The 17,544-nt window shown below is 62.5% G+C and carries 19 protein-coding genes and 1 tRNA gene; 15 read left to right on the top strand and 5 right to left on the bottom strand.

From position 1 onward, the window contains the following. Window positions 1-136 precede the first annotated feature (136 nt). The 12 genes from Q0603_RS10410 to Q0603_RS10355 all read left to right on the top strand — a co-directional run bounded on the left by Q0603_RS10410 (window position 137) and on the right by Q0603_RS10355 (window position 9,820). A complete protein-coding gene (locus Q0603_RS10410) occupies window positions 137-841 on the top strand; it encodes a glutathione binding-like protein (protein ID WP_298725327.1) in 705 nt (234 codons plus the stop codon). 156 nt (window positions 842-997) lie between these two features. Beyond that, window positions 998-1,429 carry a GNAT family N-acetyltransferase gene (locus Q0603_RS10405; RefSeq protein WP_298725325.1) on the top strand — a complete coding sequence of 144 codons (432 nt, stop codon included), beginning with the start codon at window positions 998-1,000 and terminating at the stop codon, window positions 1,427-1,429. An 87-nt stretch (window positions 1,430-1,516) separates the two neighbouring features. Then, a complete protein-coding gene (locus Q0603_RS10400; protein WP_298725323.1) occupies window positions 1,517-2,140 on the top strand; it encodes a glutathione binding-like protein in 624 nt (207 codons plus the stop codon). A gap of 27 nt (window positions 2,141-2,167) precedes the next feature. Then, complete coding sequence (locus tag Q0603_RS10395) at window positions 2,168-2,671, top strand: YbaK/EbsC family protein (RefSeq protein ID WP_298725321.1); 504 nt, start codon at window positions 2,168-2,170, stop codon at window positions 2,669-2,671. 70 nt (window positions 2,672-2,741) lie between these two features. Beyond that, a tRNA-Ser gene (locus Q0603_RS10390) sits at window positions 2,742-2,834 on the top strand. 106 nt (window positions 2,835-2,940) lie between these two features. Next, window positions 2,941-4,380 carry a multicopper oxidase family protein gene (locus Q0603_RS10385; protein WP_298725319.1) on the top strand — a complete coding sequence of 480 codons (1,440 nt, stop codon included), beginning with the start codon at window positions 2,941-2,943 and terminating at the stop codon, window positions 4,378-4,380. An 88-nt stretch (window positions 4,381-4,468) separates the two neighbouring features. Further along, a complete protein-coding gene (locus tag Q0603_RS10380; protein ID WP_298725317.1) occupies window positions 4,469-5,959 on the top strand; it encodes a DegQ family serine endoprotease in 1,491 nt (496 codons plus the stop codon). 45 nt (window positions 5,960-6,004) lie between these two features. Continuing rightward, window positions 6,005-6,688, top strand: a complete 684-nt coding sequence (locus Q0603_RS10375) for a response regulator transcription factor (RefSeq protein WP_298725315.1) — start codon at window positions 6,005-6,007, stop codon at window positions 6,686-6,688. Further along, the gene (locus tag Q0603_RS10370; RefSeq protein WP_298725312.1) at window positions 6,681-8,051 is read left to right on the top strand and encodes a HAMP domain-containing sensor histidine kinase; all 1,371 of its coding nucleotides are present in this window, start codon (window positions 6,681-6,683) and stop codon (window positions 8,049-8,051) included. The genes Q0603_RS10375 and Q0603_RS10370 overlap by 8 nt, the downstream gene beginning before the upstream one ends. Before the next feature lie 103 nt (window positions 8,052-8,154). Then, window positions 8,155-8,811, top strand: a complete 657-nt coding sequence (gene nthA / locus Q0603_RS10365) for a nitrile hydratase subunit alpha (protein ID WP_298725310.1) — start codon at window positions 8,155-8,157, stop codon at window positions 8,809-8,811. Continuing rightward, a complete protein-coding gene (gene nthB, locus Q0603_RS10360; protein ID WP_298725308.1) occupies window positions 8,808-9,473 on the top strand; it encodes a nitrile hydratase subunit beta in 666 nt (221 codons plus the stop codon). The genes nthA and nthB overlap by 4 nt, the downstream gene beginning before the upstream one ends. Then, on the top strand, window positions 9,470-9,820 hold the full coding sequence (locus tag Q0603_RS10355; RefSeq protein ID WP_298725306.1) for a nitrile hydratase accessory protein: 351 nt from the start codon (window positions 9,470-9,472) through the stop codon (window positions 9,818-9,820). The genes nthB and Q0603_RS10355 overlap by 4 nt, the downstream gene beginning before the upstream one ends. Here the strand turns inward: Q0603_RS10355 and Q0603_RS10350 are convergent. Beyond that, on the bottom strand, window positions 9,807-10,439 hold the full coding sequence (locus Q0603_RS10350; RefSeq protein ID WP_298725304.1) for a TetR/AcrR family transcriptional regulator: 633 nt from the start codon (window positions 10,437-10,439) through the stop codon (window positions 9,807-9,809). The genes Q0603_RS10355 and Q0603_RS10350 overlap by 14 nt on opposite strands. Before the next feature lie 139 nt (window positions 10,440-10,578). On the opposite strand from Q0603_RS10350, the gene Q0603_RS10345 reads away from it, so the two are divergent. Then, a complete protein-coding gene (locus Q0603_RS10345) occupies window positions 10,579-11,466 on the top strand; it encodes a c-type cytochrome (RefSeq protein WP_298725301.1) in 888 nt (295 codons plus the stop codon). A gap of 56 nt (window positions 11,467-11,522) precedes the next feature. On the opposite strand, the gene Q0603_RS10340 is transcribed toward Q0603_RS10345, so the two are convergent. The 4 genes from Q0603_RS10340 to Q0603_RS10325 all read right to left on the bottom strand — a co-directional run bounded on the left by Q0603_RS10340 (window position 11,523) and on the right by Q0603_RS10325 (window position 15,959). Continuing rightward, window positions 11,523-12,320 (bottom strand): xanthine dehydrogenase family protein subunit M, encoded by a 798-nt coding sequence (locus Q0603_RS10340; RefSeq protein ID WP_298725299.1) that lies wholly within the window; start codon window positions 12,318-12,320, stop codon window positions 11,523-11,525. Window positions 12,321-12,340: 20 nt separating this feature from the next. Continuing rightward, entirely contained in the window at window positions 12,341-14,725 is a 2,385-nt protein-coding gene (locus Q0603_RS10335) for a xanthine dehydrogenase family protein molybdopterin-binding subunit (protein WP_298725297.1), read from the bottom strand. Between the two features lie 4 nt (window positions 14,726-14,729). After that, window positions 14,730-15,200, bottom strand: coding sequence for a (2Fe-2S)-binding protein (locus Q0603_RS10330; protein ID WP_298725295.1), 471 nt, complete (start codon window positions 15,198-15,200; stop codon window positions 14,730-14,732). Between the two features lie 102 nt (window positions 15,201-15,302). Continuing rightward, entirely contained in the window at window positions 15,303-15,959 is a 657-nt protein-coding gene (locus tag Q0603_RS10325; RefSeq protein WP_298725293.1) for a carbon monoxide dehydrogenase subunit G, read from the bottom strand. 61 nt (window positions 15,960-16,020) lie between these two features. On the opposite strand from Q0603_RS10325, the gene Q0603_RS10320 reads away from it, so the two are divergent. After that, window positions 16,021-16,770, top strand: a complete 750-nt coding sequence (locus Q0603_RS10320; protein WP_298725291.1) for a hypothetical protein — start codon at window positions 16,021-16,023, stop codon at window positions 16,768-16,770. A gap of 121 nt (window positions 16,771-16,891) precedes the next feature. Next, window positions 16,892-17,506, top strand: coding sequence for a cold-shock protein (locus tag Q0603_RS10315; RefSeq protein WP_298725289.1), 615 nt, complete (start codon window positions 16,892-16,894; stop codon window positions 17,504-17,506). Window positions 17,507-17,544: the final 38 nt, after the last annotated feature.

Genomic DNA, 17,544 nt, shown 5'->3' with positions numbered 1-17,544 from the left:
AGGCAGGCCCGCTTGATAAGCCTTTGTTCCGGCTCTAATTCGACCCATCATCGGCCCGGCATGCGGTGGCTCTGCGCCTTGCCGCCTAGGTTTCGATGTCCCATCCTGTTGCTGTCAAAACTCGGAGTCTCGCGCGATGATCGATCTCTATTACTGGCCGACCCCCAACGGCCACAAGATCACCCTGTTCCTCGAAGAAGCCGGCATTCCCTACACGATCAAGCCGGTCAACATCTCCAAAGGCGAGCAGTTCAATCCCGATTTCCTGAAGATCGCTCCAAACAACCGCATGCCGGCCATTGTCGATCATGCGCCCGCCGATGGCGGCGCGCCGATCAGCGTGTTCGAGTCCGGCGCGATCCTGCTCTATCTGGCCGACAAGTATAAGAAGTTCATTCCGCAGGATCTGCGCGGCCGGGTCGCCTGCACCGAATGGATGATGTGGCAGATGGGCGGTCTTGGTCCGATGTGCGGCCAGAACCATCACTTTTCGCAATACGCGCCCGAGAAGATCCCTTACGCGATCAATCGCTATGTCAACGAAACCAACCGCCTCTACGGCGTGCTGAACAAGCGCCTGGAAGGCCGCGCCTTCATCTGCGGCGACGAATACACGATCGCCGACATGATGTGCTACCCATGGATCGTGCCTTACGAGCGCCAGGGCCAGAAGCTGGAGGATTTCCCGAACCTCAAGCGCTGGTTCGACAGCATCTGGGCGCGGCCTGCGACGAAGGTCGCCTATGAGAAGGGCAAGGCCGTGAACCAGGGCGTGCCGGTGATGACCGAGGAAGCCAAGAAAGTGCTCTTCGGCCAGACCGCCGCCGTGGTGAAGGGATAGGGAGCACACCCAGTCGTCATGCTCGGGCCAAGTCCCGAGCATGGCGGAAGGGCCAAAGCGTCACCCTCGGGCCACCGGGTCCGGCGAAGGCCAGCCCGGCAGTAAACAAAGTGACCCGCGGGTCTTCATCCGAATAGGCAAAAAACTGAGAAACGCATGACCAAGCCCTCCGTTCAGATCGCTGATACCGATGAGAAGATCGCCGCCTGCTTTCCGGTGATCCACGAACTGCGCCCGCATCTGAAGGATGCCGCCGAACTCGTCGCCCGTGTGAAGCGCCAGCAGAAGGAAGGCTTTCAGCTCGGCTATGTGGAAGAGGCGGGCAAGCCGGTCGCCTGCATCGGCTTCCGCCGGCAGGAGCGCCTGGTGCATGGCCCGCTGATCTATGTCGACGATCTCGCCACCTTGAGCAGTGTGCGCTCGAAAGGCTATGGCGCCATCATGCTGGACTGGGTTGAGGCTCTGGCGAAATCCGAAGGCCGAAAGGTGGTCGATCTCGACAGCGGCACCCATCGCGTGGACGCACACCGCTTCTATCACCGCCAGCGCTACACGATCGTCAGCTTCCATTTTGTGAAAAGGGTGTGATGTCCGCCCGCTCATCACATTCATCCCGCCACGCCCAAGGCGTGGCATGACGTGACGTGGAAACCGATAACGATAAAGGAGTCTTCCGTGATCGATCTTTATGTTTGGGGTACCTCGAATGGCCGCAAAATCTCCATCATGCTGGAGGAGACCGGGCTGCCGTATCAGGTTTTCCCCATCGACATCACCAAGAACGAGCAGTTCGATCCGGATTTCCTGAAAGTGAATCCGAACGGCAAGATTCCGGCCATCGTCGATCACGATCCGCTGGCCGGTTATGCCAAGCCGTTCACGCTGTGGGAGTCGGGCGCGATCCTGATCTATCTCGCCGAGAAGACCGGCAAATTCCTGCCCAAGGACCCGACCGCGCGGATGATCACCATCCAGTGGCTGATGTTCCAGATGAGCGGCATCGGCCCGAATTTCGGCCAGTCGCATCACTTCCGCCGCACCGCCAAGGAGCAGGTGCCTTACGCGCTCAAGCGCTTCGACACTGAAGTTGCGCGGCTCTACGGCGTGATGAACGAGCGTTTGGGCAAAAGCGAATATCTCGCCGCGAACGAATACACCATCGCCGATATCGCGACCTTTCCTTGGGTGTTCCGCCACGACTGGCAGGGCATCGATCTGGCGCAGTATCCGAACGTGCAGCGCTGGTTCGAGGCGATCAAGGCGCGCCCGGCCGTGCAGCGCGGTTTCGAGGTGCCGTAAAGCGGCGCGCGTGAGAAGAGGGACGTCATGAGCGCGACTGCCGATCCCATCCTGGAACATCCCTCGGTGCGCCGCGTGCGCGAGGCCCTGCGCAATCTCGGCGCGGGCGACCGCGTCATTGTGCTGTCGGATTCCGCCCGCACGGCGCAGCAGGCGGCCGATGCGCTGGGCTGCCCGGTCGGCGCCATCGTCAAATCGCTGGTCTTTGCCCATGAGGGCAAGCCGGTGATGGCGCTGGTGGCGGGCGACCGGCAATGCGATCTGGCGGCTCTGGGCCAGGCGCTCGGCCTGGGCGGCACGCCGAAGCGCGCCGATGCCGATCTGGTCCGCCAGGCGACCGGTTTTGCCATTGGCGGCGTCTCGCCGCTGGGGCATCTGGAAAGGCTTCCCATCGCGGTCGATGCCAGCCTGAAGCGGTTCGAAACCCTGCATGCCGCGGCCGGGCATCCGCATGCGGTTTTTCCCTTGAGTTACCGGGAATTGCTGGATTGGACCGGCGGCAAGGAGGCGGTCGGCATAAGCCAGGGATGATCGTTGACAGGGCCTCCCCAGCCCCTTAGAAGGGGCCCCGCATACGCCGTGTAAATACCCACTCGCGTGCGGAGGGGTGGCCGAGTGGCTGAAGGCGGCGGTTTGCTAAACCGTTATACAGGGTAAACCTGTATCGAGGGTTCGAATCCCTTCCCCTCCGCCACTTACCCCTAAGCCCCGACCCGGGCCATGCCCGATCTGAGCCTGTCACGACCAGCCCGCCCGGATTTTGAGTTGCGCCGTGATTCGGCGTTTCGATTGAGGTCGTGATGCGTCTTTCTCGTCGTACCTTTCTTCAGGCCAGTCTCCAAGCCAGTACGTCCGGTCTGGCCGCTGCGATTCTTCCCAGCGTGATTCTGCCGGGCCGTCTTCTGGCAGCGGAAGAGGGCGGCGTCACGCTCACCGCCCGCGAGGTGCCGAAGACCCTGCCGGGCGCGGTCGGCCCGTCCACTCTGTGGCTCTACGACGACGGCAAGAACGACACGCTTCCCATCGTGCTGCGCACCCAGCGCGGCCGGCCGTTCAAGGCGGTCTTCAGAAACGAGCTGAAGGAGCACAGCACGATCCACTGGCATGGGCTGCGCGTGCCCTATGCGATGGATGGCGTGCCGTATTTCACGCAAGCCCCGGTCAAGCCGGGAGAAAGCTTTACCTACAGCTTCTCACCGCCCGATCCCGGCACCTTCTTCTTCCATCCGCATTGTAACACGGTCGAAGCTCTGGGCCGCGGCCTTGCCGGCGTGCTGATCGTGGAGGACCCGCGCGACCAGGGCCTGTTCGATGTCGAGCATGTCATCGCGCTGAAGGACTGGCGCGTGAAGCATGACGGCAGCTTCGAGGATTTTCTCACCGATGCGGGCGCGGCGAAAGCTGGCAGTTTCGGCCGCCTGCGCACCGCCAACGGCCAGGCGGTGCCGGTGCTTACCGTGCCGCCCGGCGCCCGCGTGCGGCTGCGTATCCTCAATCTCGATTCCACCCGCATCCCGCAGCTCAGCCTGAGCGGCGTGCGGGCCGTGGTGATCGCCACCGATGGCAATGCCTGCGATCCGTTCCCGCTGAATGCCTGGCGGCTCGGTCCGGCCATGCGCGCCGATGTCGGCTTCGTCGCGCCCGAGAAAGCCGGCGCGGAACTCGTGCTGGAGGATGTCTTCAGTAGCAAGCCGCGGCCGCTCGCCAAAATCGTCACAGCGGGCCAAGGCCTGCGCAGCACCAGGGCCAGCTTGCGCCTGCCGCCGGCGGAATTGCCGGTGCCGGACCTGAAGGCGGCGACAAAGCTAGAATTCTCGCTGCTGGCCGGCCATGCCGATCCGGCGCTGGAGGCCTGGGCCAAGGAGATGGGCGCCACCGCCGACGAGATCTGCCTGACGCAGAAGGTCTTCTGGTCGATCAACCGTCAGGCTTGGCCGGGCGCGGCGCATGACCGCAAGCCGCCGCCGCTGGCCGGGCTGAAAAGCGGCGAGAGCTATATTGTCGAGCTGTTCAACGGCACGCCGCATCAGCATCCCATGCATCTGCACGGCCAGACCTTCCGCGTGCTGGGCTCCAGCGAACGCGACGTGCCGGTGCATTGGGCCGATACCGTTCTGGTGCGGCCGAAGGAGCGGCTGCGGATCGCCTTCGTCGCGGGCGAGCCGGGCGACTGGATGTTCCACTGCCACATCATCGAACACCAGGAGACCGGGATGATGGGCTATCTGCGGGTGGTTTGATTAAAGATTTTTAATTCGGCCTTCAGGTCGGGCGAAAAGTTGCGTCCCTATCTTGTGCTCACGAATTTCGAGCACAGGAGCTGTCCCGATGAACGACGTAACCCCTCGCAAATCCGGCCGCGGCAAACGCGCCGTCGTCGCGCTGCTGCTGGCCAGCACCATTGTCGCCGGCGGGGGCGGCTTCATCGCCGCCCGGGCCCAGCTGGGCCAGACCGTCACGCCGCAGACCATCCAGCCGCAGGCTCCGGCGGTGCAGGCCCTGCATCCCGGCTTCGGCGATCTGGTCGAGCGGGTAAAGCCTGCGGTGGTCAACATCGCCACCACCGAGAAGGTCGATCCCAGCACCCGGCAGCGCCTACCGAATTTCCCGCCGGGCTCGCCCTTCGAGGAGTTCTTCAAGCCGTTTTTCGATCAGCAGCGCCGCACGCCGCGGCATGCGCTGGGCTCGGGCTTCCTGATCGATCCGAGCGGCCTGATCGTGACCAACAACCATGTCGTCGAAGGCGCCGGCAAAATCGAGGTCACGCTGGATGACGGCAGCAGCTATCCCGCCACCGTGAAGGGGCGCGATCCGAAGACCGATCTGGCGCTTCTGAAGATCGAGGCGAAGAAGCTGCTGCCGCATGTGGTGTTCGGCAATTCCGACAAAGCCCGCATCGGCGACTGGGTCGTGGCGGTCGGCAATCCCTTCGGGCTTGGCGGCAGCGTTTCGGCGGGCATTCTCTCGGCCCGCGGCCGCGACATCAATGCCGGGCCCTATGATGACTTCCTTCAGATCGATGCGCCGATCAATCCCGGCAATTCCGGCGGTCCGGTGTTCGATCAGTACGGCAATGTGATCGGCATCGCCACGGCGATCTACACGCCCAGCGGCGGCAATGTCGGTATCGGCTTTGCCGTGCCTTCGAATCTCGCAGCGCAGGTGGTGGCCCAGCTACAGGAAAGCGGCAAGGTAGAACGCGGCTGGCTCGGCGTACATATGCAGCCGATGACCGAAACGCTCGCCAAGGCCGTGGGGCGCAGCGACAGCAACGGCGTGATCGTCAGCGTCGTGCAGCCTGACTCGCCCGCTGAGAAGGCCGGCATCAAGCAGGGCGACGTGATCATCGGCATCGACGGCAAGATCATCGAGAAGCCGCGCGATCTTGCCACCGCAGTGGCAAATGTGAGGGCGGGCGAGCGCGCCAAGCTGACCATCTGGCGGGATGGACGCGAACGCGTGATCACGGTGACGATCGGCAAGCAGCCAGCCGAGCAGACCGCTTCGGCGGAGGATCCGACGGGTGACGAAAAGGTCGGTCTTGCGCTCGCGCCGCTGACGCCGGAGCTGCGCAGCCGGCTGGGGATCGAGGGCAACACCAAGGGTGTGGTAGTGGCCGACGTCACCCGCGACAGCAATGCCGAACGCAGCGGCGTGCGTCAGGGCGATGTCATCCTGCGGGTCGGCGACGACAGCGTCTCCACGCCCGAGCAAGTGGCGGAGAAGATCCGCACCGCACGCCAGGTCAAGAAGGAGGCGGTTCCGCTGCTGGTGATGCGCAACGGCACGCCTTATTATCTAGCCCTGTCTCTTGCCTGACAGCAACCGGGGCGGCGACAGCCGCCCCGGCCTCTATGGTGACGCATGAAGGTCCTGCTGGTCGAAGACAATCCGAAAGTCAGCCAATTCGTCCGTAAGGGCCTTACCGAGGCCGGCCATGTGGTCGACCACGTCGATAACGGCCGCGACGGGCTGTTCCTCGCCAGTTCGGAATCCTATGACGCCGTGATTCTCGACCGCATGCTGCCCGGTGGCGTGGATGGGCTGGGAATCATCGAGGCGCTGCGCAAGACCGGCAACCGCACCCCGATCCTGATCCTGAGCGCGCTGTCGGATGTCGATGAGCGCATCCGCGGCCTGAAGGCAGGGGGCGACGATTACCTCACCAAACCCTTCGCTTTTGGCGAGCTGGAAGCGCGGCTGCATGCCCTGGTGCGCCGCGGGCAGAGCGGCGACGCGCCGCAGACTTCGCTGCGTGTCGGCGATCTGCACATGGATCTGCTGTCGCGCCGGGTGACGCGCAGCGGCCAGGTAATCCAGCTCAAGCCGCGTGAATACAAGCTGTTGGAATACCTGATGCGGCATGCCAACCAGGTGGTAACTCGCACCATGCTGCTGGAGAATGTCTGGGATTACCATTTCGATCCCCAGACCAACGTGATCGACGTTCATATCAGCAATCTGCGCCAGAAGATCGATGCAGGTTTCGACCGGCCGCTGCTGCATACGGTGCGCGGCGCCGGCTATCGCTTGTCGGCCGATGATTAAGCTGCTGCGCTCGACCTCACTGCGGCTGGCGCTGGGTTATGCGATCCTGTTCGTGGTGTCGTCGGTGCTGCTGCTTGGTCTGGTCTGGTGGAATACGACCGGCTATCTCGACCGTGAAACCGACGCGGTGATCACCGCCGATATCCGCGCCATCGGCGACCGTTTGCGGGATTTCGGATTGCCCGGCGCGATCCAGACGGTCAACGAACGCGTGATTGCAGATGTCGACAGGAAGGCGATCTATCTTCTGACAGATCCATTCCTCAAGCCATTGGCTGGCAATGTCGATGCCTGGCCCGGGAAAATCGGCCGCACTCCCGGCTGGTACGAGATCGATCTGGTATATCAGAACAGGCTGCATGCTACGCGCTTTTTGCATGTGGTCCTGCCGGGCAACTTCCAGCTTCTGGTCGGCCGCGATGTACAGGACCGCGTGGCAATGCGGGCACTGTTCCTGCGCAGTCTGGCCTGGGCCGTACTCGTGGCCGTGGCCTTTGCCATCTTAAGCGGATTGCTGCTGCGCCGGACGGTGCTGCGGCGCATCGAGACCATCAACCGCACCGCCAATGCCATCGTGCAGGGCGATCTCGGACGGCGCATGCCCTTACGCGACGCCAATGACGAGTTCGATCATCTGGCACGGACGATTAATGCCATGCTGGACCAGATTCAGCAGCTGATCGAAGGCGTTCGGAATGTCTCGAATGCGATTGCCCATGACTTGAGAACGCCGCTGACCGAGCTACGGGCGCGTCTTGAAGGGCTGCTGCGCACACGCGCTCATGACGAGAAAATGCTGGATGAACTGGGCGAGGCGATCGGCGATATCGATCGCCTGATCGGCATCTTCAATGCCTTGCTGCGTCTGGCCGAAGTCGATGCAGGCTTGCGGCGTGCGGGCTTTACGAAGGTCGATGTTGCGGCCTTGGCCCAGGATATCGCCGAGCTTTATGGCCCGACGGCGGAGGCGAAGGACATCGCCCTGTCGATCGATCTGGCGCCGGATCTGCAGGTGGATGGCGATCCGTTCCTTCTGGCCCAGGCCGTGGGAAACCTGGTGGACAACGCCGTGAAATACACGCCAAGCGGCGGCCGGATCGCGCTGTCGGCAAATGCGACCGATCAAGGCATCGTAATCGCCGTCGCCGATAGCGGGCCGGGCATAGCGGAAAGCGAACGCGATCAGGTGACGAAACGCTTCTATCGCGGCGATGCCAGCCGTGGCAGCAGTGGCGCCGGCCTGGGCTTGAGCCTGGTCGAAGCGGTGGTCCGCCTGCATGGCGGAAGACTGGCATTGAGTGACAATCAGCCCGGTTTGCGGGCCTCGATGGTATTACCCAAGACCGCCGCCGCCAGCGGCTAGGCGTTCGGGGCGACGAAGGAAGTTAGGTGCCTGGGAACGGGATACAGCTTTTCATCGCCGAGAGATTTCCTGCTATAGTCCCAGCAAGTAACAGGAAACGTCCATGAGCCACGATCATAATCATCATCACGATCAGCACCATCACGACCATGAGCATGGCGAGGGGACCATCCTCTCGGAGGTCGAACTGCGCGTCCGCGCCTTGGAGACCGTGCTGGTTGAAAAGGGCTATGTCGATCCCGCAGCCCTCGATGCGCTGATCGAGACCTACGAGACAAGGGTCGGTCCGCATAACGGCGCCCGGGTGGTAGCTAAAGCCTGGTCCGATCCTGCCTATCGCGACTGGCTGCTGAAGGATGCGACTGCGGCAATTGCGTCGCTCGGCTATGTCGGCCGGCAGGGCGAACATATGGTGGCGGTGGAGAATACGTCGACCGTTCATAACATGGTCGTCTGCACGTTATGCTCCTGCTATCCTTGGCCGGTGCTGGGGCTGCCACCGGTCTGGTACAAGTCGGCGCCGTATCGCTCCCGCGCTGTGATCGATCCGCGCGGCGTGCTGAAGGATTTCGGCATCGAGTTGCCGGCCGGCAAGCAGATCAAGGTCTGGGATTCCACCGCCGAAGTTCGCTATCTGGTATTGCCCGAACGGCCTGATGGCACCGAGGGCTGGAGCGAAGAGGATCTGGCCAAGCTGGTGACCCGCGACAGCATGATCGGCACCGGATTGCCCCGCCAGCCAGCGGAGGTGGCGCGATGAATGGCGCGGCCGATATGGGCGGCATGATGGGCTTTGGCCCTGTATGCCCCGAAGGAGAGGATGAGCCGAAATTCCATGCCGAGTGGGAGCGCCGTGTCTTTGCCCTGACCTTGGCGATGGGTGCGACCGGCCAGTGGAATCTCGATATGTCGCGGTCGGCGCGCGAGAGCCTGCCGCCGCCAGAATATCTCTCCAAGAGCTACTACGGAATCTGGCTGGCAGGTCTAGAAAAGCTGATGACCGAGCGCGGGCTGGTCACGCCGGAGGAAATCGAGACCGGCCGCTCACTGCAGCCGCCGAAACCCTTGCCGCGCATCCTCAACGTCGATGCCGTGGCGACGGTACTAGCCAAAGGCGGGCCGACGGAGCGCGAGACGAATACCGCGGCGCGTTTCAAAGTCGGCGATCGTGTCCGCGCCAAGAACATGCATCCCACCAGCCATACAAGACTGCCGCGCTACGTGAGGGGCCACGAGGGTGTCATTGAGCTTGTCCACGGCGCGCATGTCTTTCCCGACAGCAACGCCCTGGGGCAGGGCGAGCAGCCGCAATGGCTCTATACGGTGCGGTTTAAAGGGACGGAATTGTGGGGCGAGGCCGCCGATCCGACACTATCGGTCTCCGTCGACGCCTGGGAAAGCTATCTGGAGCCTGTGGCATGAGCATGCCGGATCGTTCCCTCCTTCCGGATCTGCCTTGCGATGCTGAGGGGCCGGTCTTCCGCGCGCCCTGGGAAGCGCAGGCCTTTGCCATGGCTGTTGCGCTGCACCAGAAGGGCCTGTTTAACTGGCCTGAATGGGCGCAGGTGCTGAGCGAAGAGATCAAGCGGGCGCAGGCCGCCGGCGATCCCGATACCGGCGAGACTTATTACCGGCATTGGCTGAATGCGCTGGAACGGCTGGTGGTCGAGAAGGGGGCCGCCACTGCCGACATGCTGGGTGAAACCGCGGCTGCCTGGGACCGCGCGGCGCGCGCAACGCCGCATGGGAAGCCGATCACGCTTCGCTAGCGGGCGGCAGGGGGGGCAGCGGCCGACGCGCCACTTCATCGGCCTCTTTAGGCGACATGCCTAAGCCACGAAGGATCGTCGCCGACACGGCAACAACATGGCTGCGCCCGGCTTTGCCGGCCAGGATGCTGCGGATCGCGGCCATGTTGGTGCCCATGATCATTGTCATCGCCGCGTCCTTGCTGGCGACGTGAAAACGCTGCTGCTTGATCCCCAGTAGAAGATCGCGGGTGATATAGGGGCGGATCTGTTCGTCCCAGATCGGCGAGGCAACAGCCACCGACATCAGGAAACGGGCCAGATCCGGCTGCTCGATAGCCAGCAACATGTAATTTCTGCCGCCAATAGACATGCGTTCGGCGCCATCTTCAACCTGCACGCAACTGGCATCGATGCGCTGGCACAGGCTGACCCCATAATGGACGGCGGCGGCCTCGAGAATTGCTTCTTTTGTAGCGAAGTAATTGTAGAAGGTGCCGTTGGCGACACCGGCCATAGCCGCTATTTCCTGGATACTGGCTGCATCGACACCACGGGCCGCAAACACTTTCGCAGCGGCATCAAGGAGTTGCCGCCGGGTTCTGTCGCGTTTGGTAGGCGGCTGTTTTTTGTTTGACAAAATGAGGCTCCTCTCATATTGAGACATCTCTCAAATATGAGAGATATCTCATAAATATCCTAAGCATCCGTAAACGGAGAGGAAAGCATGATGGCCAATAGGAAGTCCGGATATTGCATCTTGGGTGGAGCGGCCTGACATGCGCCGCGTCGCGAAGGCCGCCTTATGGACGGGCGGCGGGTTGGCTGCCGTCCTGGCGGGACTTGTGGCATTCGCCCATTTCGGCAGCGACCACAAAATGAACCGCAGGATTGAGATCAGTCCGGCGGCCGTGGCCATTCCGCAAGACGAGGCGGCGCTGGCGCGCGGAAAATATCTCTATGAATCGCGCGGCTGCACCGATTGCCATGGCAAGGATGGCCTGGGGCGGACGCTCATCGACAATGGCGACCTGGTGGTGCGTGGGCCCAATATTACATCCCAGGGCGCGGTGGCGGATTACAGCGTAACCGATTGGGTGCGCAGCATCCGGCATGGCATTGCACCCGATCTCAGGCCCTTGATGGTGATGCCCAGCGAAGACTATGCGCGAATGACGGATGCTGATCTGGGGGCGATGATCGCCTATATGCGCGGCTTGCCTCCGCAGCCGGGCGATGGCCGCATCGTGCAGTTACCTTCGCCGGTGCGGTTCGCCTACGCGGCCGGGATCGTGCGGGATGCCGCCGAGAAGATCGACCACAGCCTTCCGCCCGCAAAGCCGGCGCCGGCAGACGATATTTTGGCCAATGGCGCCTATGTCGCGAATATGTGCCAGGGCTGCCATGGCCTCGATCTGACTGGCGGCAAAGTCCCAGGCGGCCCGCCGGATTGGCCACCGGCCGCAAATCTCACATCCGTGCCAGGTGGTGGCATGCAGGCTTATCGCGATGCCGGGATGTTTGCCGCGATGCTGCGTAGCGGCCGGCGGCCGGATGGATCGGAAATCCAGGTCATGCCGTTCGAGTCCCTACGGGAGCTGAATGACACCGAGATCGGCGCGTTATACGCCTATCTCACAAGCCTGCCGCCCAAGGGTAAGTCGTAAAGCAAAACGGCGCGCCTTTATCAGGGCGCGCCGTTCTCACATTTGGATCGTTTGCGTCAGCCAAGCGCGGCTTCGACCGCACGCCGGGCCATGACGCCAACAAGATGGGCGCGATACTCGGCGCTGGCATGGATGTCGTTGTTCATCCCGGCCGGATCGGTCCTGATGCCCTTCAGCGCATCGGGCGAGAAGTTCTTCGCCAAGGCGGCTTCCATTTCCGTGTGGCGGAAGACGCAGGGGCCAGCGCCGTTGATCGCGACACGGATTCCGTCGGCGGTTTCCGCCACAAAGGCGCCAACCATTACATAGCGCGAGGCCGGGTTGGGGAATTTGACGTAGCCGGCCCGCTTCGGGATCGGAAACTCCACCTTGGTGACGATCTCGCCTTCTTCCAGGGCGGTCTCAAACATGCCTGTGAAGAAATCGTCAGCAGCGATGGTGCGCTTGTTGGTATGGACGGTCGCGCAAAGCCCGAGAACAGCAGCGGGGTAATCGGCCGCCGGGTCGTTATTGGCAATCGAGCCGCCCAGCGTGCCCATATTCCGCACCTGGGGATCGCCGATGCCGGATGCAAGCTTGGCCAGGGCCGGGATCGCCTTCTTGACCTCGGCCGAAGCCGCCACCGCCGCATGGCGGGTGGTGGCGCCAATGGTGACCGCGCTGCCCGAGACGGTGATCCCGCTCAGCTGGGGAATACCGGTCAGGTCGATCACATCGGAAGGCGAAGCCAGACGCTGCTTCAGCGTCGGCAGCAGGGTCTGGCCGCCGGCGAGGAATTTGCCGTCCGAGGCGCTGCTCAGCAGCTTGGCTGCGTCGTCCAGTGAAGACGGGCGGTGATAGTTGAACGCATACATGGGGCTGATCTCCGTCTTTCTTATTCTGCCGCAGCGGCAAAATTGTGGCTTTGGATCACTTGCCAGACCTTCAGCGGCGTCGCCGGCATGTCGATCTTTTCGGTGCCCAAGGCATCAGTAATGGCATTCATCAGCGCTGCCGGCGCGGCAATGGCTCCGGCTTCGCCGCAGCCCTTGACGCCCAGCGGATTATGCGGGCAGGGGGTCTCAATCATGCCGATCTTGTAGGAGGGCAGGTTGTCCGCCCGCGGCATGCAGTAATCGAGGAAGGAGGCGGTGAGCAACTGGCCGCTTTCCTGATCGTAGACCACACCTTCCAGCAGGGCCTGGCCGATACCCTGCGCAATGCCGCCATGCACCTGGCCTTCGACGATCATCGGGTTGATCACCTTGCCGAAATCGTCGACTGCCACCCAGTTGACGATGGTGGTCACGCCGGTGTCGCTGTCGATCTCGACCTCGGCGATATGCACGCCGGCGGGGAAGGTGAAGTTGGACGGATCGTAGAAGGCGCTGGCTTCCAGGCCGGGTTCAAGATCGGGCGGATAGTTGTGCGGAACGTAAGCCGTGAAGGCGACTTGGGCCATCGGCACCTGCTTGTCGGTGCCTTTGATCGAGAAGACGCCTTTGTCATAGGTCACGTCGTCGACCGAGGCTTCCATCAGATGGGCCGCGATCTTCTTGCCCTTCTCTATGATCTTGTCGGCCGCACGGACGATGGCGGAGCCGCCGACCGCCAGCGAGCGGGAACCATAGGTGCCCATGCCCATCGGGACCTGCGCGGTATCGCCGTGCACGACCTCGATATTCTCGAGCGGCACGCCAAGCTTGTCGGAAACGATCTGGGCAAAGGTGGTCTCATGGCCCTGGCCATGGCTATGCGCACCGGTATAGACGAAGACCGTGCCGGTCGCGTTAAAGCGAATCTGCGCCGACTCCCACAGACCGACGCCTGCACCGAGCGAGCCGACCACGCTGGATGGCGCGAGGCCGCAGGCTTCAATATAGGCGCACAGGCCAATGCCGCGCAGCTTGCCCTTGCGGGCAGCTTCCGCCTTGCGCTTGGGGAAGTTGGCGTAATCGGCCAGCCTGCAGGCTTCGTCCAGTGCCTTGGCGTAATTGCCTGAATCGTACACGCAAGCGACCGGCGTCTGATACGGGAAAGCGGTCGGCGGAATGAAGTTGCGCCGGCGGATTTCGGCCGGATCGATGTTCATCTCACGCGCAGCGGCTTCCACCAGACGCTCGACCACATAGGTGGCCTCCGGACGGCCTGCGCCACGATAGGCGTCGACCGGCGTGGTGTTGGTGAAGATGGCCTTCACTTCGGCATAGATCGCCGGCGTCGTGTATTGGCCGGCGAGCAGCAGTGCGTAGAGATAGGTCGGCACTGCAGAGGCGAAGGTGGACAGATACGCGCCCATATTGGCCATCGTATCGACGCGTAGGCCGAGGAACTTGCCGTCCTTGTCCAGCGCCAGCTCCGCATGGGTGACATGGTCGCGGCCATGGGCGTCGGTCAGGAAGGCCTCGGTGCGGTCCGAGGTCCATTTGATCGGCTTCTTCAGCTTGCGGGCGGCCCAGACGCAGACCGTTTCTTCCGGATAGTTGAAGATCTTGGAGCCGAAACCACCGCCGACATCCGGCGCGATCACGCGCACTTTGTGCTCGGGCAGACCGAAGACGAAGGCGCACAGGATCAGCCGCAGCACATGCGGGTTTTGCGAGGTCGTGTAGACCGTGGTGGTATCGGTGCCGGGATCGTATTCGCCGATAGCGCTACGGGGCTCCATCGGGTTGGGCGAGAGGCGGTTGTTGACCAGTTCGAGTTTGGTGATGTGGGCCGCGCTGGCGAAAGCCTTCTCGGTAGCGGCCTTGTCGCCGAATTCCCAGTCGTAGCAGAGATTGCCCGGCACATCTGGATGCACCTGCGGCGCACCCGGCTTCACCGCCTCACGCACGTCCACCACTGGCTTCAGAACCTCGTAGTCCACCTGAATGGCTTCAACGGCGTCTTTGGCGTGGGCGACAGTATCTGCGATCACCACCGCGACCTGATCGCCGACATGGCGGACATATTCGACAGCGATGATGTCGTGGCGCGGCGCCTTGTGCGGTTCGCCCTTCTTGTCCTTGACTGTCCAGCCACAGATCAGGCCGCCGACCTTGTCGGCCGCGACGTCCTTGCCGGTATAGATGGCGACCACGCCCGGCTTCTTGCTGGCAGCGGTCGTATCGATGGACTTGATCTTGGCGAAAGCGTGCGGCGAACGCAGGAAAGCGGCATAAAGCTGGCCGGGGCGGTTGATATCGTCGGTGTAATGACCCTGGCCCGTGAGAAAGCGGAAGTCCTCCTTGCGGCGGACAGCTTGTCCAATACCCTGATTGGCGGCCTGGTTTGTCATGGCGTTACCCCCGCATTGCTTGCGCCCCGGCCATCACGGCCTTGACAATGTTGTGGTAGCCCGTGCAGCGGCAGAGGTTACCCTCCAGCTCGTGACGGACGGTTTCTTCGCTGGGGTTTGGATTGCGCTGCACCAGGTCGATGGCGCTCATGATCATGCCCGGCGTGCAGAAGCCGCATTGTAGCGCATGGTGCTCACGGAAGGCTTCTTGCATCGGATGCAGCTGGCCGTTGGCGGCCAGACCTTCGATCGTGGTGACATTCGCGCCCTGCGCCTGGGCTGCGAGGATGGTGCAGGACTTCACGCTGCGGCCGTCCACATGGACGACGCAGGCGCCGCACTGGCTGGTATCGCAGCCAATATGGGTACCGGTCAGGCCGAGATGTTCTCTGAGGAACTGGACCAGAAGAGTGCGCGGCTCGACTTCGCGCGTAACAGACTGGCCGTTGACGGTCATCGTCACGGAAATGGTCATATCTTTCCTCCCTAAGAGCGCAGAGCAGGGCGTTGCACGCGCCTTACCAGACAACAGAGTGGGCGAAACCTGTGAAAGGCGTCAAGAATCATTTCGGCAAGGTCAGCTACGCAGCACCAGGAACGTTACTGCGCCCACGATGATGATGAGCGCAATGATCCATAGCCAACTCGGTATTCCTTTGGATACCGAGGGAAGCTGTGACGGCGGCGTGGCCGAAAGCATCTCTGGCTGAGTGGCACCAGCGGGTTGCGGTTCGGCTGGGGGCGCTTCGGCAGCGGCCGGGGCTGCTTCTGCCGACTGCGGTGCTGGCAGCTCGCCAACGATGGTGTTGAACTTGGCGAAGAAATCCTCAGCCATTTTCGCGGCGACGCCGTCGATCAGTCGGGCGCCAATCTGAGCCAGTTTGCCGCCGACCTGGGCATGTACAGCATAGGTGAGACGGGTGGCGCCAGCCTCAGCGTCGGTAAGCTGGACCTTGGCGTTGCCCTTGCCGAAGCCTGCCGCAACGCCACCCTGGGCTTCGCCGCTGATGGTGCAGCTATTCGGTGGATCAAGATCGGTAAGCGCGACCTTGCCCTTGAACTTGGCCTTGACCGGGCCGACCTTGACCTGGACGACGGCCTCAAAGTCCGTATCCGAATTCTTGGTCACGGACTCGCAGCCGGCGATGCACTGGCGAAGGATCTCGGGGTCGTTTAGCGCCGCCCAGACCTTGTCACGCGAAGCGGGAATAAGCTGTTCGCCGGTCAGTTCCATGGAAAATCTCCAGAATCACAGAGAAAAACGATTCACGACCTGTTAAGATTAACCCCCTAGCTTGACGATAACCAGTTTCAGGTTTCACGCGAGGTCATGGGGGAATATGGTCCCCGCCACAAGATCGGGTATCGATGTCAGCTTCTGGCTGCTGGAGAGGGCGGCGTCCGAACGGATTGCCATGTCTTTGCCGAAGCTGCGGTGGCTTCTGTACCTTGCCCAGGCCCATTATGCGATTGCGCGGGACGGCGCCAAGCTGATGCCAGCGACGTTCCTTGTGGGCGATGACGGCCCCATCGAACCGACGCTCGACCTCGTGTTTCAGGCCGGAATCGAAAATCCGTGGACGCCGACGCTCAGCGAGACGGCCGAATCCTTCCTGGAGGGGTTTTGGAAGCGCTTTGGCGCTCTGCCGGCCATTGCCCTGCATAAACTCGTCATCGGCGACCCCGCCTGGCGCAAGGCACAGGAGAATGGTCCGGGCAGCGAAATCGCGGTTGAAAACCACCGCCATGTCAGCAAGGCCACGGTCAAGCCCAGCGTGCCGGCTGCCGTCAGCCGTGCCCGCGTCGACCTGCCGCCTTTCGAAGAAGAGGTGCGGGCCAAAATTGCTCAGCATGCGGGCGGATCTGTCCATCCTCTGACCAAAGCCATGCGTGGTCAGCCGATAAAATCACCGAACCGGACTACCGCCTCGGTTGCTGAAGCCGTGGGCCATCTGCGTGCTGCGCCGCCGGATAGTCAGGAAGTCCGCTTTACCGCCGATGGCCGCTCCGTCACCCGCTGGCGGCCGAAGCGGCGCATTGATTAATCCCTCACTCAACTTTCATAGACCGGGCTAAGCCGCGGACGCCCCTCTAGAATCGCTTTGGCAGCATCTGGAAAAGGTGTTACGCTTAAAGCCCTAGTTCGGCTACTGAAGGATTAAAAGAGTGGATCAAGGGGGCTTCGGTGAGACGGAAATCATTCAGGTTTCCGGTAAGGTAAAGTGGTTCAACGCCGTCAAAGGTTTTGGTTTCGTCAGTCCCGACGACAACTCCGGTGACGTGTTCCTGCATCTTTCCTGCTTGCGGCAGGCCGGTTACGAAAGCATCGAGGAAGGCTCAACGCTGTTGCTAGAGGTCGCGCGGCGGCCCAAAGGCATGCAGGCAGTTCGGGTGCTATCAGTCGATACCAGTACGGCGTCACCGGCAGCCCGGGGTCCCGGTGGAATGGGGGGCGGCCTGGGCGGCCCGCGTCCGCCGCGTCCGCCCCGTTTCGGTGGTGATCGCGGTGGTTTTGGCGGCGGTTTCGGCGGTGGCGATCGAGGCCCTCGTTTTCCCTCAGTGACAGCGCAAGGCGACTTCTTCGAAGCGAAGGTGAAGTGGTTCAACGCGGTGAAAGGCTACGGCTTTGTCTCCCGCGGCGATGGCCAGCAGGACATCTTCGTGCATATGGAAGTGCTGCGCCGCGAAGGTATTAACGAGCTGCAGCCGGGCCAGTCGGTCCGCGTTCGCATCGGTCAGGGTCCCAAGGGACCGCAAGTCGCTGAAATCCGCGTCGACTAAACGACGCCGTATCGGCAGTTTTTGAACGCCGGCGCAGG

The sequence above is a fragment of the uncultured Ferrovibrio sp. genome, assembly GCF_937960835.1.
Lineage (GTDB): Bacteria > Pseudomonadota > Alphaproteobacteria > Ferrovibrionales > Ferrovibrionaceae > Ferrovibrio.
Note: the sequence above shows the minus strand (reverse complement) of the source record. Positions and strands in the feature narration are given on the sequence as shown.

Coding starts and splice junctions, on each gene's coding strand:
- Q0603_RS10405 (WP_298725325.1), top strand. CDS start 998: ATGACCAAGCCCTCCGTTCAGATCGCTGATACCGATGAGAAGATCGCC.
- Q0603_RS10345 (WP_298725301.1), top strand. CDS start 10,579: ATGCGCCGCGTCGCGAAGGCCGCCTTATGGACGGGCGGCGGGTTGGCT.
- Q0603_RS10335 (WP_298725297.1), bottom strand. CDS start 14,725: ATGACAAACCAGGCCGCCAATCAGGGTATTGGACAAGCTGTCCGCCGC.
- Q0603_RS10410 (WP_298725327.1), top strand. CDS start 137: ATGATCGATCTCTATTACTGGCCGACCCCCAACGGCCACAAGATCACC.
- Q0603_RS10330 (WP_298725295.1), bottom strand. CDS start 15,200: ATGACCATTTCCGTGACGATGACCGTCAACGGCCAGTCTGTTACGCGC.
- Q0603_RS10385 (WP_298725319.1), top strand. CDS start 2,941: ATGCGTCTTTCTCGTCGTACCTTTCTTCAGGCCAGTCTCCAAGCCAGT.
- nthB (WP_298725308.1), top strand. CDS start 8,808: ATGAATGGCGCGGCCGATATGGGCGGCATGATGGGCTTTGGCCCTGTA.
- Q0603_RS10380 (WP_298725317.1), top strand. CDS start 4,469: ATGAACGACGTAACCCCTCGCAAATCCGGCCGCGGCAAACGCGCCGTC.
- Q0603_RS10325 (WP_298725293.1), bottom strand. CDS start 15,959: ATGGAACTGACCGGCGAACAGCTTATTCCCGCTTCGCGTGACAAGGTC.
- Q0603_RS10375 (WP_298725315.1), top strand. CDS start 6,005: ATGAAGGTCCTGCTGGTCGAAGACAATCCGAAAGTCAGCCAATTCGTC.
- Q0603_RS10395 (WP_298725321.1), top strand. CDS start 2,168: ATGAGCGCGACTGCCGATCCCATCCTGGAACATCCCTCGGTGCGCCGC.
- Q0603_RS10370 (WP_298725312.1), top strand. CDS start 6,681: ATGATTAAGCTGCTGCGCTCGACCTCACTGCGGCTGGCGCTGGGTTAT.
- Q0603_RS10340 (WP_298725299.1), bottom strand. CDS start 12,320: ATGTATGCGTTCAACTATCACCGCCCGTCTTCACTGGACGACGCAGCC.
- nthA (WP_298725310.1), top strand. CDS start 8,155: ATGAGCCACGATCATAATCATCATCACGATCAGCACCATCACGACCAT.
- Q0603_RS10355 (WP_298725306.1), top strand. CDS start 9,470: ATGAGCATGCCGGATCGTTCCCTCCTTCCGGATCTGCCTTGCGATGCT.